Source organism: Mameliella sp. CS4, assembly GCF_019392335.1.
Taxonomy (GTDB): domain Bacteria; phylum Pseudomonadota; class Alphaproteobacteria; order Rhodobacterales; family Rhodobacteraceae; genus Antarctobacter.
The window spans coordinates 71,586-85,151 of the sequence record NZ_JAHXRQ010000001.1 but is presented as its reverse complement, the minus strand read 5'-3'; the positions used below and the strand labels follow the sequence as shown (position 1 = coordinate 85,151).

The following is a 13,566-nucleotide window of genomic DNA, read 5'->3' as shown; positions in this document are numbered from 1 at the left end:
CCAGAGGTCCGGCGCAACTGGCCCGGCCCGGGGGAACATGCTAGGCGGCAGGCATGAGTGACACGATCTACGCCATTGGCGACATTCACGGCCAGCTTGCCATGCTGGAAACCGCGCTGGACCGGATCGAAGAGGACGGTGGGCCGGACGCGCGGGTGATCTTCCTGGGCGATTACGTCGACCGCGGGCCGAACTCGCGCGGGGTGATCGAGCGGTTGAGCAGCGGTCTGGCCGAGGGGCGCAACTGGGTTTGCCTGAAAGGCAATCACGACCGCCTGTTCGAGTGGTTCATCGCCCCGCCCGCGCCGCGTCAGGATCCCTACCTGCTGTTGGGCTACGACTGGTTCCATGAGCGGATCGGCGGGTTGGAGACGGCCGAGTCCTACGGCGTCGACGTGCCCAAGCGGATCCGGCGCAAGGACCTGGCCGCCGAATTCCGGGCCGCCGTGCCGCCGGAACACCTGGCCTTCTTGCAGGGGCTAAAGCTGATGCACCGCGAGGCGGGCAAGGTCTTTGTCCATGCGGGCATCCGCCCCGGCGTGCCGCTTGACCAGCAGGACGAGGAAGACCTGCTGTGGATTCGGCACGAATTCCATGAAGACACGCGCGACCACGGGGCACTGATCGTGCACGGACATACACCGGTGGAGGCGCCCGAACTGACGAGCAACCGGCTGAACCTGGATACCGGGGCGGGCTATGGGCGCCCGCCCGGGGTTGCCGTCCTTGAAGAGAGCGGCGCGATCTTTACGCTGGAGGCGTCAGGCCGCGTCTATCTCGGAGGCTGAACCTTTTTCCGGCTTGGGGGAGGGCTCTTGCAGGGCCAGCCAGGCGTCGAACTGCGACAGGAAGACCTTGCCGGTTAGGTCGTCGAGGAAATGCGACCGTTTCAGCCTGTCCATCACCGGCCCCTTGACCTCGGACAGGTGCAGCTTGATCCCCATTTCCGACAGGCGCCGGTTCAGCTCCTCCAGCGTTTCCAGCGCGCTCATGTCGACCTCGTTCACAGCCGGGAACATCAGCACGACGTGTTCGATTGGCTCGTCGCAGGTGACGCGGCCCAGGACGTAATCCTCGAGGAAGCGCGCGTTGGCGAAATAGAGGCTTTCATCCACCCGCAGCGTGACAAGGTGCGGCAGCGTATCGACCCGGTGACGTTTGATGTTCCGGAAATGGTGGGTCTCCGGCACCAGCCCGACCTCTGCCACATGCGGGCGCGAGGTCTTGTAGAGGTGCAGCCCGATCGAGATCAGCACACCCGCCGAGACGCCCAGTTCCACGCCAAACCCTAGCGTCAGGACGATGGTGGCAAAGACGGCGGCGAAATCGACCTTGGAATAGCTCCAGCTTTTCTTGAGGATCGAGAAATCGACAAGGCTGAGGACGGCGACGATGATCGTCGCGGCCAACGTTGCCTTGGGCAGGAAGAACAGCAGCGGTGTCAGCAGCAGCGTCGCGATGGCGATGCCCACGGCGGTATAGGCGCCCGCCGCCGGGGTCGCGGCGCCTGCGTCGAAGTTGACCACAGAGCGCGAGAAACCACCGGTGACCGGGAAACCGCCCGAGACCGCCGAGGCGATGTTCGAGGTGCCCAGGCCGATCAGTTCCTGGTCCGGCGAGATGCGCTGGCGCCGCTTGGCCGCCAGTGTCTGCGCGACTGAGACGGATTCGACAAACCCGATGATCGAGATCAGCAGCGCGGACATGAAGAGTTCATTCCAGAGGCTGGGCGAAAAGCTGGGCGCGGTCAGCGGCGGCAGACCCATCGGGATCTCGCCGACGATCCTGACCCCGGCATTCGACAGGCCAAAGACCCATGTGACCAGCGTGGTGACGACGACGGCGGCCACCGGCCCGGCCTTGGTCAGCACGTCGGCCAGTTTTGGCGGAACGCCGCGTTTCAGCAGCAGCGGTTTCAATCCCTTGCGGACCCAGAACAGGAAGGCCAGCGCCGAGACGCCAAGGACAAGCGTGAAGATGTTGATCTCACCCAGGTGCGCAAACATGGTACGGATCAGCTCGGTCAGGGTGTGACCGTGCATGTCGATGCCGAAGATATGCTTCAGCTGCGAGGCGGCGATCAGAACGCCCGAGGCGGTGATGAACCCGGCAATGACGGGGTGGGACAGGAAGTTGGCCAGGAACCCCAGACGGAACAGCCCCAGAAGCGACAGGATCACGCCCGAGATGAAGGCCAGCGTCCCGGCGGCCATGGCGATGTCCAGCGGGTCCGACAGTCCAAGATTGCCGATGGCGGCGGCGGTCATCAGCGAGACAACGGCCACCGGGCCCACCGCCAGCGCGCGGCTGGTGCCGAAAATCGCATAGGCCACCAGCGGCAGGATCGAGGCGTAAAGGCCCATCTCGGCAGGCAGGCCCGCCAGCAGCGCGTAGGCCAGCGATTGCGGGATCAGCATGATTGTCACGATCACCGCCGCCAGCCCATCGGCAGAGGCGGTTTCGCGGTCGTAGGTCCGCGCCCAGTCGAGAATGGGCAGGTAACGGGTCAGGTGGGGTGAGAGTTTCATGGCGAATCCTGCTTTCGGGTCGGGTTCAGGCCCCGAGTCGCGTTTGGAGACCGTATATATATTCAGGAATCAGAATTTAAAAGGGGTGCAGGCCGCTTTGGTCCGAAACCAAAAGGCCGGGGCACATGGCCCCGGCCCTTTGTAACACTCGCCCTATCCGGCTGAAATGCTTTCCGGTTTGGCCATCCATTCCTTCCCGCGCAGCATGGCCTTCCAGTAGATCGGCGGCAGGATCTGTTCCTTGAGCAGCCAGGCGGCGCGCGTCGGCTTGGTGCCGTCGATCATCCACTTGGGGAAGGAGGGCAGGAGCGCGCCGCCATAGCCGAACTCGGCCAGGACGATCTTGCCCTTTTCCACCGTCAGCGGGCAGGACCCGTAGCCGTTGTAGACCGCATGCGGGCTGAGGCCGCGGGTGTCTGCCACCACGTTTTCTGCCACCACCGGAGCCTGCATCCGCGCGGCGGCTGCGGTCTTGGCGTTGGGCGCATTCATCACGTCCCCAAGGGACCAGATGTTGTCATAGGTCTTGTGTCGCAGCGTAGCCTGATCGACATCGATCCAGCCAGCGGCATCGGCCAGCGGCGAGACGCGGATGAAATCCGGCGCGGTCTGCGGCGGGCAGACATGTATCATGTCGAAGTCGACCGTGACCTCTGTCGGTTCTTCGTCGGGCTTGGCGACCTTGAAGGTCGCCTTCTTCGCCGGGCCGTCGACGGCCACGAGGTTGTGGAAGAAGTTCAGCGAGGCGTCGTATTTCTTGACGTACTCCATCAGCGCCGGGACATAGTCCTTGACCCCGAAGAGCACGCCGCCCGCGTTCATGAACTGGATGTCGATGTTCTTGAGCCGCCCGGTGCGGAACCAATGGTCGCCCGAGAGATACATCGCCTTTTGCGGTGCACCGGCGCATTTGATCGGCATTGGCGGCTGAGTGAACAGCGCGCGGCCTTCGCGCATCTTGCTGACCAGTTCCCAGGTGTAGGGCGCCAGGTCGTAGCGATAGTTCGAGGTCACGCCGTTCTTGCCCAGGGTGTCCACCAGGCCATCGACCTTGTGCCAGTCCAGTTTCAGGCCCGGACAGACGATCAGCCGGTCGTATTTCACCACGCGGCAGCCATCCAGCACCACGGCATTGTTCTGCGGTTCAAAGGCCGCCACGGCGGATTTGATCCAGTGTACACCCTGCGGGATCAGGCTGCCCATCGTGCGCGCGGTGGTCGCGGCCTCGAAGATGCCGCCGCCGACCATTGTCCAGCCGGGCTGGTAGTAGTGCACATCGGCCGGGTCCAGGATGGCGATGTCCAGCCCCGGCTTGCGCGCCTTGAGGCTGGAGGCCACGGCGATGCCCGCCGCGCCGCCACCCACGATCACGACATCAAACTTGGCGTCGCCCTCGTCGGTGGGGGTCTTGCCGCCGTTCACGATGCGGCGCACGACACCGGCCATGTCATAGCCAGCCCCCTTGGTCGCGGCGAGGATCGTCGCCGGGGCCTGTGTCTTGGCCTGGCTGAGCGACCAGAGCGTCGCGGACCGCGTGCCGGTGCGGCAATAGGCAAAGACCGGGCCGGGCAGCTCGCGCAGCAGCTGGCCAAAGGCCTCGGCGTCCTCGTCCATGACCTTTCCCGAGGTCACGGGCTGATAGCGTGCCTCCAGTCCCTTGGCCTTGGCCGCGGCGGCGATTTCGTCAAAGGTCGGCTGATCGGCGCCCTCGCCGTCCGGGCGGTTGCAGATGACGGCGCGATAGCCCGCGTCGGCGATCTCTTGCAGGTGATCTGCGGTGATCTGGGGAGAGACGGTGATATCGTCGGTGATCTTGCGGAATTCCAAGGCCTGCACCTCCTGCATGCGGGGAATCGGGTTATGCGAAGGTATACATTCATTTCTGCGAATGCATCATGAGCGAAACCGTCGCAGGTCTTGCGCGCAAAATCGGACTCCGCTGCGCACAAAAAGCGGGAGATGCTTCGCCCCAGGCGGAAAAATTTGGATAATTCGGTCGAACCGGCATGCGTTTGGCATATTTTCGGGAAAATCCCCTGTCACAGCGTTGTTACTCTGGACACAGCCATAAGGCGAAAAAAACGGAACAGGGACAATCAAGATGAACGATAAGTTTGTCGTCGGATTTGACGGCAGCGAGGCGGCGCGTCGTGCGCTGGATTTCGCGATGGATCGCGCCACGGCGCAGGGGGCGACCGTTGTGATCGCCCATGTGTTGGAATGGTCGCCTTACTCCTTCCTGACGCCCACCGAGCTCGAAGAGCGGCACATGCGCCGCAAGGAAGAGCTGAACCGGGCCGAGACATCGATCATCACGCCCGCCAAGGCATCGGTCGAGGGCAAGGGTGTGCCGGTCGAGACGGTGCTGCGCTATGGCCATATCGCGGACACGCTGTGCGAGGTCGCCGAGAAGATGGAAGCGACCCAGATCTTCATCGGACGCAACGGGCACTCGCGGTTCGGCAGCCGGGTTTTCGGCTCTGTGGCCGGAAATCTGGTCCAGACCGCTCCGGTGCCCTGCACCATCGTCCCCTGAAGCGCCGTAGAACAGGACAACCGACATGAACAGATTGACACAACGTGCGGTGCTTGCCGCCACGGCTTTTCTGCTCTTTGCGGGCGCTGCCGCCGCGCAGGAACAGACCATCGACGACAGGATCAACGAAATATTCAGCGGCGCGACCGGCTGGTTCGTGACCTTAATCTTCAGCCCCTTTCCCGGCACCAGCTTTCCCTGGATCGTCGCCTGGCTGGTGATCGCGGCGACCGTGTTCACCATCTACTTCGGCTTCATCCAGTTCCGCGCCTTTCCGCATTCCATCGCGCTGGTGAAAGGCGACTATTCAGATCCCAATGACGCGGGCGAGGTCAGCCACTTCCAGGCGCTGGCCACGGCGCTTTCGGGCACGGTCGGCCTGGGTAACATCGCGGGCGTCGCGGTGGCCGTGGGCATCGGCGGACCGGGGGCGACCTTCTGGATGATCCTCGCCGGCCTGATGGGCATGGCGTCGAAATTCACCGAATGTACGCTGGGCGTGAAATACCGCAACGAGTTCGAGGACGGCCATGTCTCGGGCGGCCCGATGTACTATCTGACCAAGGGCTTTGCCGAACGCGGCCTGCCCGGCGGCGGCATCCTGGCCGTGCTCTTTTCGATCTTCTGTATCCTGGGCTCTCTGGGCGGCGGCAACATGTTCCAGGCCAACCAGGCGCACCAGGCGCTGACCGGCGTTCTGGGGGATTTCCCGGGCTTCGTCACCGGGCTGATCTTTGCCGGGATCGTCTTTATCGTCATCGTCGGCGGGTTGAAATCCATCGCCTCGGTGACGGAAAAGGTCGTGCCCTTGATGGCCGTGATCTATGTCGGTACGGCGCTGATCATCCTGATCATGAACGCCGACATGATCGGTTGGGCCTTCGGCCAGATCTTTGCCGGTGCCTTTACCGGGCTGGGTGTCGCGGGCGGCATGGTCGGCGCGCTGATCCAGGGCTTCAAGCGGGCGGCCTTCTCGAACGAGGCGGGCGTCGGCTCGGCGGCCATCGCCCACTCTGCGGTGCGGACCAAGGAACCGATCACCGAGGGTTTCGTGTCCTTGCTTGAACCCTTCATCGACACGGTGGTGATCTGCACCATGACGGCGCTGGTGATCATTATCACCCAGCAGCTGATGATCGACGAGGCGACGGGCACTTACATGCTGAACGAGGCCGGGACCGCGATCAAAACGGTCGGCGATACCTCGGGCGTGGGCCTGACGGCGGCGGCCTTCGGCAGCACCTTCAGCTGGTTCCCGACGATCCTGGCCATTGCCGTGATCCTCTTTGCCTTCTCGACCATGATCAGCTGGTCCTACTACGGCCTGAAGGCCTGGACCTTCCTGTTCGGTGAGGGAAAGACCAAGGAACTGGTGTTCAAGGTGATCTTCTGCATCTTTGTCGTGATCGGTGCCTCGGCCAGCCTGGGCCCGGTGATCGACTTCTCGGATGCGGCGATCTTTGCGATGGCCGTGGTCAACATCCTCGGCCTCTACTTCCTGATGCCGATCGTCAAGCGCGAGGTGAACAGCTATCTCGACCGCCTGAAATCGGGTGAGATCAAGAAGTTCAAGCACTGAGGCTTGAAAACGGACACAGGCAGGGGGCCGGGATCGGCCCCCTGCCGCATCGGTCGGTCACCGGCCGAACCAGGTAGCACGCCGGACAAGAGGTCGGCGGTCTGCCGCGAGAGAGGCCGGCGAACCGGGTCAGGCGCGGGCGACGACGACATGCGACGCATGTGGAAATGTCATGGAGGTCCCGTCGAAACACTCCTCCAACCCATCCAGAAAGATCCCCACGGCGCGCGCAACGCCATCCCTTGCCAGGGAGGACAGCTTGTTCCCCGTGTGCATGCCGCCCATCGCACCGATTGCAAAGGCGCGGGCATCCGGGTGGTGCAGTGTCAGGGTAACGGGCTCGACCTCGATGTCCCGGAAACCCGCCGCATCGAACAACTGCCTCAGCTCATCGCCCTCCGGCAGGCCGCAGATAGCGCGGACGGCATCCCCGGCTTTGCTACCGACACAGGCGTCCAGCGCGGCGGCCTGCGCCCGAAGCATCGGGTTGACGTCCAGCTCGCGCTGAACGCAGAAGATAACCCGCCCGCCCGGTTTCATGACGCGGTGCAGATCGCTCAGGGCGGCGGGTTTGTCCGGGAAGAACTGCAATGCTTGCTGGCAGAATGCGAGATCGAAGCGATTGTCCGGGAAGGGCAGGTGCGCCGCATCCGCTTCGACCCATTCGGCGTCCGGAGCGGCCTCGTCGGCGAGGGTCCGTGCGACGCGCAACATGTCAGGGCTGTGATCGCAGCCTGTGAGACTGCCGGGGTGGGGGGCCAGGGAAGAGATCAGCCTCGTGACCACGCCTGTTCCGCAGGCAAGATCAAGGATATGCTCCCCCGCCCCAGGTTCGGCACGGCGGACGAGTTCCTCTGCCCAGGGCCGGAAGATCACCGGCACCAGGACTGACTGGTAACGGTCGGCAAAGCTCAGGTCTGTCGGCATGTCTGCACCCACCGGTTTGCGCATATCGCCAGGCAGGATCACGCGCCTTGCACCGGCACAGCGTCATTGATGCTGGACCAATCGTATCACGGATGCGGCAATGCCCATATGTCAAACTGCCGGGTGCCCGGACCACGCGGCCCTGCACCTGCGGGCCGTGACGTGTTTGGCAGGTGACGCGCAACGTCGATCAGGCTGGTGAGGGGGCATGCGGTTACATAGCCCCCGATCCGCTGTCACGCCGCGGCAAAGCCCTTGTCCAGGGCGTTCAGGATCGTGTCGATCTCGCCTTCGGTGATGGTCAGAGGCGGCGACATCAGGATATTGTGCATGCCCAGCCGGACCATCGTGCCCGCTTCGTAGGCCGTCTGATGGATACGCTTCATGGTTTCGCCGTCCATCGGGGTCTTGGCCGCGCGGTCGCTGACGATCTCGATCCCGGTCATCAGCCCGTGGCCGCCGCGCACGTCGCCGATGATGTCATAGCGTTCGGCCAGCTTGCAGACACCGTCGTACAGCTGTTTGCCCCGGGCGGCGGCGTTGGTTTTCGTGTCCAGGCGCAGGGTCTCTTCGAGGCAGGCGATGACCGCCGCCGCGCCAACCGGGTGCGCCGAATAGGTGTAGCCGTGGTAGATGCCGCCATCGGCGCCCGCGCTTTCAAAGACCTCGGCCACCTTGCCCGACATCAGCGCCGCACCCACCGGGAAATAGCCCGAGGTGATGCCCTTGGCGGTGCTCATCATGTCGGGCTGTACGCCCCAGTGCCGCGCCCCGGACCAGTCGCCGGTGCGGCCAAAGCCGGTGATGACCTCGTCCGAGATCAAGAGGATACCGTGCCGGTCGCAGATCTCGCGCATCAGCGGCATGAAGCTGGAGTGCGGCACGATCACGCCTCCGGCGCCCTGGATCGGCTCCATGATGAAGGCGGCGATGGTATTCGCGCCCTGGAACTGGATCTCGTCCTCCATCGCCATAGCGATGAGTTGTGCCAGTTTCGCCGGGTCCGTCTCGTTGAACGGGTTGCGATAGGGATAGGGCGACGGCAGGTGGAAGCAGCCCGGCAGGAGCGGCTCGTAGTTGATGCGGAACCGGTTGTTGCCGTTCACGCTGGCGCCGCCGAAATGGGTGCCGTGATAGCCCTTTTTCAGGCTCAGGAACTTGGTCCGCGTGGGTTCGCCGCGCAGTCGGTGATACTGCCGCGCCAGCCGCAGGCAGGTTTCCACCGAATCCGACCCGCCCGAGGTGAAGAACACCCGTTCCATCCCGTCGGGGGCAAAGAACTCCTGCACCGCGTAGGCCGCTTCGATGGCGGGCGGGTTCGAGGTGCCCGCAAAGGCCGAGTAGTAGGGCAGGTCAAAAAGCTGGTCCGCGATGGCCTGTTTTATTCGGTCGTTGGAATAGCCAAGGTTCACGCACCACAGGCCCCCCACGGCGTCCACGGTCGAGTGTCCGTCGATGTCGGTGATGCTGCTGCCCTCGGCGCCCTTGATGATCTTGGGCGGGTTGACCTGTGCATCGCCCGGGGCGCCCATCGGGTGCCAGAGCTGGCGGGCGTTGTTTTCCTTGAGAAAGTTCTCGTCCTTCATGGCGGCGACTCCGGCTGCGGGTTTTGATCAAATTGGCAGGGGCGGAAAGTCCTGTCCAGTGGGCGGCGCGCCTTCGTGGGGGTGCGTGCAACGGGCACATGGCCCGGGGTGGGCAAGAACCTGCCGGGTCCGGGTGAGGGATAACAGACTGCCGCGACACAACCGGAACGCGTAGATTTGACCTGCGGGGCACGCCTTGCCCCGAATTTGATAAAGGAGATTACAATGCGTATCGCTTTGCTTTCGATGACAACCCTTGTTGCCCTGGCCAATGTCGCTGCGGCGGAAACCCCGCCCTGCATGCCCAAGGTCAGCCCCGGACAACCGAAATGGACCACCTGCGTGCCGGATGAGTTGCACGCCCCCAGCGCCCCCAAGATCGTGTCCGGCATGGGGCTGAGCGTCAAGAATTGACGGTTCGACCGGCCGTTTGAGGCCCGTACAACGAAAAACGCCGCCCCGAGGGGCGGCGTCCTGTTCCGAAAGGCGAAAGGCTCAGAAGCCCAGGCCTTCGTATTTCTTCTTGAACTTCGACACGCGGCCGCCCTGGTCGAGCATGCGGCCCGTACCACCGGTCCAGGCCGGGTGCACGGTGGGGTCGATGTCGAGGACGAGCGTGTCGCCCTCTTTGCCCCAGGTCGAACGAGTCTGATACTCGGTTCCGTCGGTCATCTTGACGGTGATCAGGTGATAGTCGGGGTGCAGGTTCTTTTTCATATCGCGGGCTCCTTACGCGTCAGCGCCAGCGCTCTTACCCTTGAGCGGCTTGTAGGTGGTGTCCTCTGCGATACGGGCCGACTTGCCGCGGCGTGCACGCAGGTAATACATCTTGGCGCGACGGACGCGGCCACGACGGACAACTTCGATCGACTCGATGTTGGTCGAAAACAGCGGGAACACACGTTCCACGCCTTCACCGAAGGAGATCTTGCGAACGGTGAACGAAGCCGCGATGCCCTTGCCGTTCTTGCGGCTGATGCAGACGCCTTCGTAGTTCTGCACACGGGTACGGGTACCTTCGGTCACCTTGTAGCCGACGCGCACGGTGTCGCCGGGCTTGAAATCGGGAATGCTCTTCCCGAGCGAGGCAATCTGTTCTGCCTCGAGTTGTGCGATCAGATCCATCTGACCTACTCCTATGTTCGTCGCGGTTTTCCCGCGGAGATGTCTGGGCAGTGCTTTCCCCCTGTCGGGATAAAGATGACCAGCTGTTCTTTGTTCGGGTGCCGCCCGTTTCCGGACAACAAAACCAATCGGTGCCGAGTCGCCCCGGCACCGAAAGATGCGTGTCCTTACATGCGTGCCAGAGCTAAATCAAGGACCAAGACCCGCAGCCTGCAAGCGCCGGTGCGATCAGGCGCTCTGCGCAAAATCCGCGTGCCGCGGGGCATTGTCGTCCAGCCGGGCGCGGATGCTGTCGGGCAGGAAGCGGCGGCTGGAAATCCGGGGCAGGGCCATCTCGCGGATGAGCCGGTCTGCGCCGTTCAGTTCCAGGTATTCCTGGTAGTTGGCAAAGGCGCCACGCGCGGCGTAATCGACATAGGTTTCTGCCGGAGCGCCTTCGGCCAGCAGCGCCTCGTGGGTCTCAGTCTCGACATGGTAGACGGTGACGGTCTGGGGCATCTGCGCCGGGTCGGCCCAGGTGATCCCGCGCCCGTTTATCAGGACAGAGGCGTTGACGACATGCCCGTCCAGAACCATTCCGTGATCGCCGGTGACGACCAGGTCGCGCAGAGGCAGCCCCTCACCCAGGGCCCCGGCGCGGATCACGACAAGGTGGCCGTCGGCGGGGCGCACCGCCTGATGGCCGACCCAGCGCACCCGCGAAGTGCCGCCATCGGCCCGCAGGATCTCCTGACCGGCCGTCAGTGTTTCGACGGCGACATCGCCGGTCGCGGTCGCGATCCGGGTGCCTGCTGCAAAGCAGTTGATCGTGCTGGCGGACGCCGTGGGCGAGGAAATTGGCTGCGTGACGGAGGTGCCGTGCAGCGACGAGAGGTCATCGATGCTGGAATCGAAGGGAATGTAGAAATCCCGGTCGTCCTGGAAAATGGCATATTCGTTGCCGTTGATCGTGATGGTGAAGGTGCTGAAGGAGAGCGTGTTGCTGCCCCACTGAAGGTAGTCGAAGCCAATGTCGACCTCGCCGTCATTGTTGCCGTCCACCACGGTCGTGTCTGAGGTGTAGAGCAGGTAATTCCCGGTTGGGGTCAGGGTCGAACCGGTGTCCGAGCCTCGGAAATACAGCATGTCGGTCGCTTGGAAGTTGGGCATTGGGGTACACTCATCTTTGGTTCAATCTCTCTGGCGCAATGGCCTGTATGATGCGTTCGAAAGGGCGCCCGCAGTGGGCGCCACAAAGCGCGCAAACCGGGGCTCACGCGCTGGGTGGTTTGATGTGCCGACGTTCTGTCAGGTGGGGGAAGGGCATGCGCAGATGTGCGGTATGCCGTCCGTGTCCGTCAGGGCCGACGCGCTGGGCGCGTCATTGGCTCCCTTGCGGCCCTCTCAGCGGCGCATGTCCCATGTGTGGGGAACAGGCTGTCCGGGCGCTTGGTCTTGCTGTGCGGCCAGGCGATACCGGGCCGATGGGATTGGGGCAGAAAACCCCTCCGCAGTGGTCAATGGTGGACATGGTTATTCCGAAACAATCAAGTTTTCAGCAAGATAGCCAGAAGTCCCCGGAAGGGAATGCCAAAAAATCCTGCCGTTTCGTCAACGCAGGGGCGGCCTTGCTAGCGCGTCGAACATTGCACCAGCGTGGTGCCGTTCATGGTCTGCGCGTTGAGGTTCGCGGTCAGGACGACAGTCACGAAAGGATTGCCCTGGGCATAGGACAGCGTGTCGGCACATTCGCCCAGCCCGTTGTCGGCCTCGATCGTGACAACGGTGTCGCCGTAGTGCTGGTGGGACAGCGAAACCTCCAGCCTCACCGGGTCCTCGTCGAAGTCTGGGGTTATGACCCGAAAGCTCGCGATCTCGGGTCCCTGGAACCGCCATTCCACCGTGTGTTCCCAGGCCAGGGCCGGGCACGCGAGAAGGCAAAGGGCAAGAGAGGGGACAAGTCGCATGAGGGCTCTCCAAGGCTGGACCGGGGCAGGCTGGCACGGGCCGTCCGACCTGTAAAGCCGGTCAGAGCGCCAGCTTGAAGCCGGTATGGCTGCCGGTGAAGCCGAGGCTTTCGTAGAACCGATGGGCTTCGGGGCGGGTCATGTCAGAAGTCAGCTGCACCAGGGTGCAGCCGCGCGCACGGCAGGTTTCGATTGCCCAGTCGAACATCTGCCGGCCAAGCCCGTCGCCCCGCGCCGCGCGGGCGATGCGCACGGATTCGATCTGGCCGCGCCAGGCGCCCTTGCGCGACAGGCCGGGCAGAAAGGTGATCTGCAGGCAGCCCAGGATCTCGTCCTCGCGGACGGCCACGGCCAGCAACTGGTTCGGGTCCGCGTCGATCCCCGCGAAGGCCGACACATAGGCCTGGTTCAGCGGCAGAGAGGCATCCTCGCGCGCCGCCCCCAGGTCATCGTCGGCCAGCAGGGCGACAATGGCGGGCAGGTCCTCGGCGGTGGCGCGGCGAAAGCGGATCATCGGGTCAGTCCTCTGTCCCAAGATGCGCCTGCCAGAGATCGGGCCGGCGTTCCTGCGTCAGTTTCTCGGACTCCGCGCGGCGCCAGTCCTCGACCGCGCCGTGGTTGCCGGACAGCAGAACCGGCGGGATCGCCCGGCCCTGCCATTCGGCGGGACGGGTGTATTGCGGATGTTCCAGCAGTCCGTCGGAAAAGCTTTCTTCCTCGGCGGACTCGGCGTTGCCCAGGACGCCGGGCAAGAGGCGTACAATGGCATCCAGCATGACCTGCGCGGCGATTTCTCCGCCGGTCAGGACGTAGTCACCGATGGACACCTCGGCGATGTTGAAATGGTCGATCACGCGCTGGTCGAGACCCTCGAACCGGCCGCAGATCAGCGTGATCCCGGGACGCGTGGCAAGGTCACGCGCCATGCCTTGTGTAAAGGGCCGCCCGCGCGGCGAGAGGTAGACCAGCGGTGCCCCGGCGTGTTGCTGGGCGCGTGCCGTCTCGATTGCCGCGCCCATGACGTCGGGGCGCAGGACCATGCCGGCCCCACCGCCCGCCGGCGTATCATCGACGTTTCGGTGCTTGCCCTCACCGAAGGCGCGCAGCGGGACGGTATTCAACTGCCAGAGCCCGTCCTTCAGCGCCTTGCCGGTCAGGGACAGGCCAAGCGTCCCGGGAAAGGCCTCGGGGAAAAGTGTGATGACCTGCGCGCGCCAGGCGCGGGCCAGCTCTGCCTCCGGGTCCATCAACTCGCGGGGTTTGAGCGTGGGGCGGATCGTCTTGCGCCCGTGGGATCGGGATGGGGGAGACTTCTTTGTCATGGGTAAGGGCGTCCTGC

Annotated in this window: 14 protein-coding genes; 4 read left to right on the top strand and 10 right to left on the bottom strand. The window is 63.9% G+C overall.

Annotated elements, in window-relative coordinates:
• Positions 1–53: 53 nt before the first annotated feature.
• Entirely contained in the window at positions 54–788 is a 735-nt protein-coding gene (locus KZZ07_RS00455; protein WP_219510100.1) for a metallophosphoesterase family protein, read from the top strand.
• Here KZZ07_RS00455 and KZZ07_RS00450 read toward each other — a convergent pair.
• Entirely contained in the window at positions 762–2,528 is a 1,767-nt protein-coding gene (locus KZZ07_RS00450; protein ID WP_219510098.1) for a SulP family inorganic anion transporter, read from the bottom strand. The two genes, KZZ07_RS00455 and KZZ07_RS00450, sit on opposite strands and share 27 nt — an antisense overlap.
• Positions 2,529–2,681: 153 nt before the next feature.
• Positions 2,682–4,355, bottom strand: coding sequence for a bifunctional protein tyrosine phosphatase family protein/NAD(P)/FAD-dependent oxidoreductase (locus tag KZZ07_RS00445; protein ID WP_219510096.1), 1,674 nt, complete (start codon positions 4,353–4,355; stop codon positions 2,682–2,684).
• Positions 4,356–4,629: 274 nt separating this feature from the next.
• On the opposite strand from KZZ07_RS00445, the gene KZZ07_RS00440 reads away from it, so the two are divergent.
• Together KZZ07_RS00440 and KZZ07_RS00435 are read left to right on the top strand one after the other, a co-directional pair.
• A complete protein-coding gene (locus tag KZZ07_RS00440; RefSeq protein ID WP_219510087.1) occupies positions 4,630–5,064 on the top strand; it encodes a universal stress protein in 435 nt (144 codons plus the stop codon).
• Positions 5,065–5,089: 25 nt separating this feature from the next.
• Positions 5,090–6,643 (top strand): alanine/glycine:cation symporter family protein, encoded by a 1,554-nt coding sequence (locus KZZ07_RS00435; protein ID WP_219510085.1) that lies wholly within the window; start codon positions 5,090–5,092, stop codon positions 6,641–6,643.
• A 129-nt stretch (positions 6,644–6,772) separates the two neighbouring features.
• Here KZZ07_RS00435 and KZZ07_RS00430 read toward each other — a convergent pair whose 3' ends face one another.
• Complete coding sequence (locus tag KZZ07_RS00430) at positions 6,773–7,570, bottom strand: methyltransferase domain-containing protein (protein ID WP_219510083.1); 798 nt, start codon at positions 7,568–7,570, stop codon at positions 6,773–6,775.
• Positions 7,571–7,806: 236 nt separating this feature from the next.
• Positions 7,807–9,156, bottom strand: a complete 1,350-nt coding sequence (locus KZZ07_RS00425; protein WP_219510081.1) for an aminotransferase class III-fold pyridoxal phosphate-dependent enzyme — start codon at positions 9,154–9,156, stop codon at positions 7,807–7,809.
• Positions 9,157–9,381: 225 nt separating this feature from the next.
• On the opposite strand from KZZ07_RS00425, the gene KZZ07_RS00420 reads away from it, so the two are divergent.
• A complete protein-coding gene (locus KZZ07_RS00420) occupies positions 9,382–9,570 on the top strand; it encodes a hypothetical protein (RefSeq protein WP_219510065.1) in 189 nt (62 codons plus the stop codon).
• A gap of 81 nt (positions 9,571–9,651) precedes the next feature.
• Here the strand turns inward: KZZ07_RS00420 and rpmE are convergent, their stop codons facing one another.
• The 6 genes from rpmE to trmD form a co-directional block, all read right to left on the bottom strand.
• Positions 9,652–9,873 (bottom strand): 50S ribosomal protein L31, encoded by a 222-nt coding sequence (gene rpmE / locus KZZ07_RS00415; protein ID WP_043140792.1) that lies wholly within the window; start codon positions 9,871–9,873, stop codon positions 9,652–9,654.
• Positions 9,874–9,885: 12 nt separating this feature from the next.
• Positions 9,886–10,281: a 50S ribosomal protein L19 gene (rplS, locus tag KZZ07_RS00410; RefSeq protein WP_219510063.1), complete on the bottom strand. Its 396-nt coding sequence runs from the start codon at positions 10,279–10,281 to the stop codon at positions 9,886–9,888.
• 228 nt (positions 10,282–10,509) lie between these two features.
• Positions 10,510–11,430, bottom strand: a complete 921-nt coding sequence (locus KZZ07_RS00405) for a Hint domain-containing protein (RefSeq protein WP_219510061.1) — start codon at positions 11,428–11,430, stop codon at positions 10,510–10,512.
• A gap of 461 nt (positions 11,431–11,891) precedes the next feature.
• A complete protein-coding gene (locus KZZ07_RS00400) occupies positions 11,892–12,227 on the bottom strand; it encodes a hypothetical protein (RefSeq protein ID WP_219510054.1) in 336 nt (111 codons plus the stop codon).
• Positions 12,228–12,288: 61 nt separating this feature from the next.
• Complete coding sequence (locus KZZ07_RS00395; RefSeq protein ID WP_219510052.1) at positions 12,289–12,741, bottom strand: GNAT family N-acetyltransferase; 453 nt, start codon at positions 12,739–12,741, stop codon at positions 12,289–12,291.
• Between the two features lie 4 nt (positions 12,742–12,745).
• Positions 12,746–13,549: a tRNA (guanosine(37)-N1)-methyltransferase TrmD gene (gene trmD, locus KZZ07_RS00390; RefSeq protein WP_219510044.1), complete on the bottom strand. Its 804-nt coding sequence runs from the start codon at positions 13,547–13,549 to the stop codon at positions 12,746–12,748.
• Positions 13,550–13,566: the final 17 nt, after the last annotated feature.

Coding starts and splice junctions, on each gene's coding strand:
- KZZ07_RS00400 (WP_219510054.1), bottom strand. CDS start 12,227: ATGCGACTTGTCCCCTCTCTTGCCCTTTGCCTTCTCGCGTGCCCGGCC.
- KZZ07_RS00405 (WP_219510061.1), bottom strand. CDS start 11,430: ATGCCCAACTTCCAAGCGACCGACATGCTGTATTTCCGAGGCTCGGAC.
- KZZ07_RS00395 (WP_219510052.1), bottom strand. CDS start 12,741: ATGATCCGCTTTCGCCGCGCCACCGCCGAGGACCTGCCCGCCATTGTC.
- KZZ07_RS00440 (WP_219510087.1), top strand. CDS start 4,630: ATGAACGATAAGTTTGTCGTCGGATTTGACGGCAGCGAGGCGGCGCGT.
- KZZ07_RS00425 (WP_219510081.1), bottom strand. CDS start 9,156: ATGAAGGACGAGAACTTTCTCAAGGAAAACAACGCCCGCCAGCTCTGG.
- KZZ07_RS00430 (WP_219510083.1), bottom strand. CDS start 7,570: ATGCCGACAGACCTGAGCTTTGCCGACCGTTACCAGTCAGTCCTGGTG.
- KZZ07_RS00450 (WP_219510098.1), bottom strand. CDS start 2,528: ATGAAACTCTCACCCCACCTGACCCGTTACCTGCCCATTCTCGACTGG.
- KZZ07_RS00420 (WP_219510065.1), top strand. CDS start 9,382: ATGCGTATCGCTTTGCTTTCGATGACAACCCTTGTTGCCCTGGCCAAT.
- KZZ07_RS00435 (WP_219510085.1), top strand. CDS start 5,090: ATGAACAGATTGACACAACGTGCGGTGCTTGCCGCCACGGCTTTTCTG.
- rpmE (WP_043140792.1), bottom strand. CDS start 9,873: ATGAAAAAGAACCTGCACCCCGACTATCACCTGATCACCGTCAAGATG.
- rplS (WP_219510063.1), bottom strand. CDS start 10,281: ATGGATCTGATCGCACAACTCGAGGCAGAACAGATTGCCTCGCTCGGG.
- KZZ07_RS00455 (WP_219510100.1), top strand. CDS start 54: ATGAGTGACACGATCTACGCCATTGGCGACATTCACGGCCAGCTTGCC.
- trmD (WP_219510044.1), bottom strand. CDS start 13,549: ATGACAAAGAAGTCTCCCCCATCCCGATCCCACGGGCGCAAGACGATC.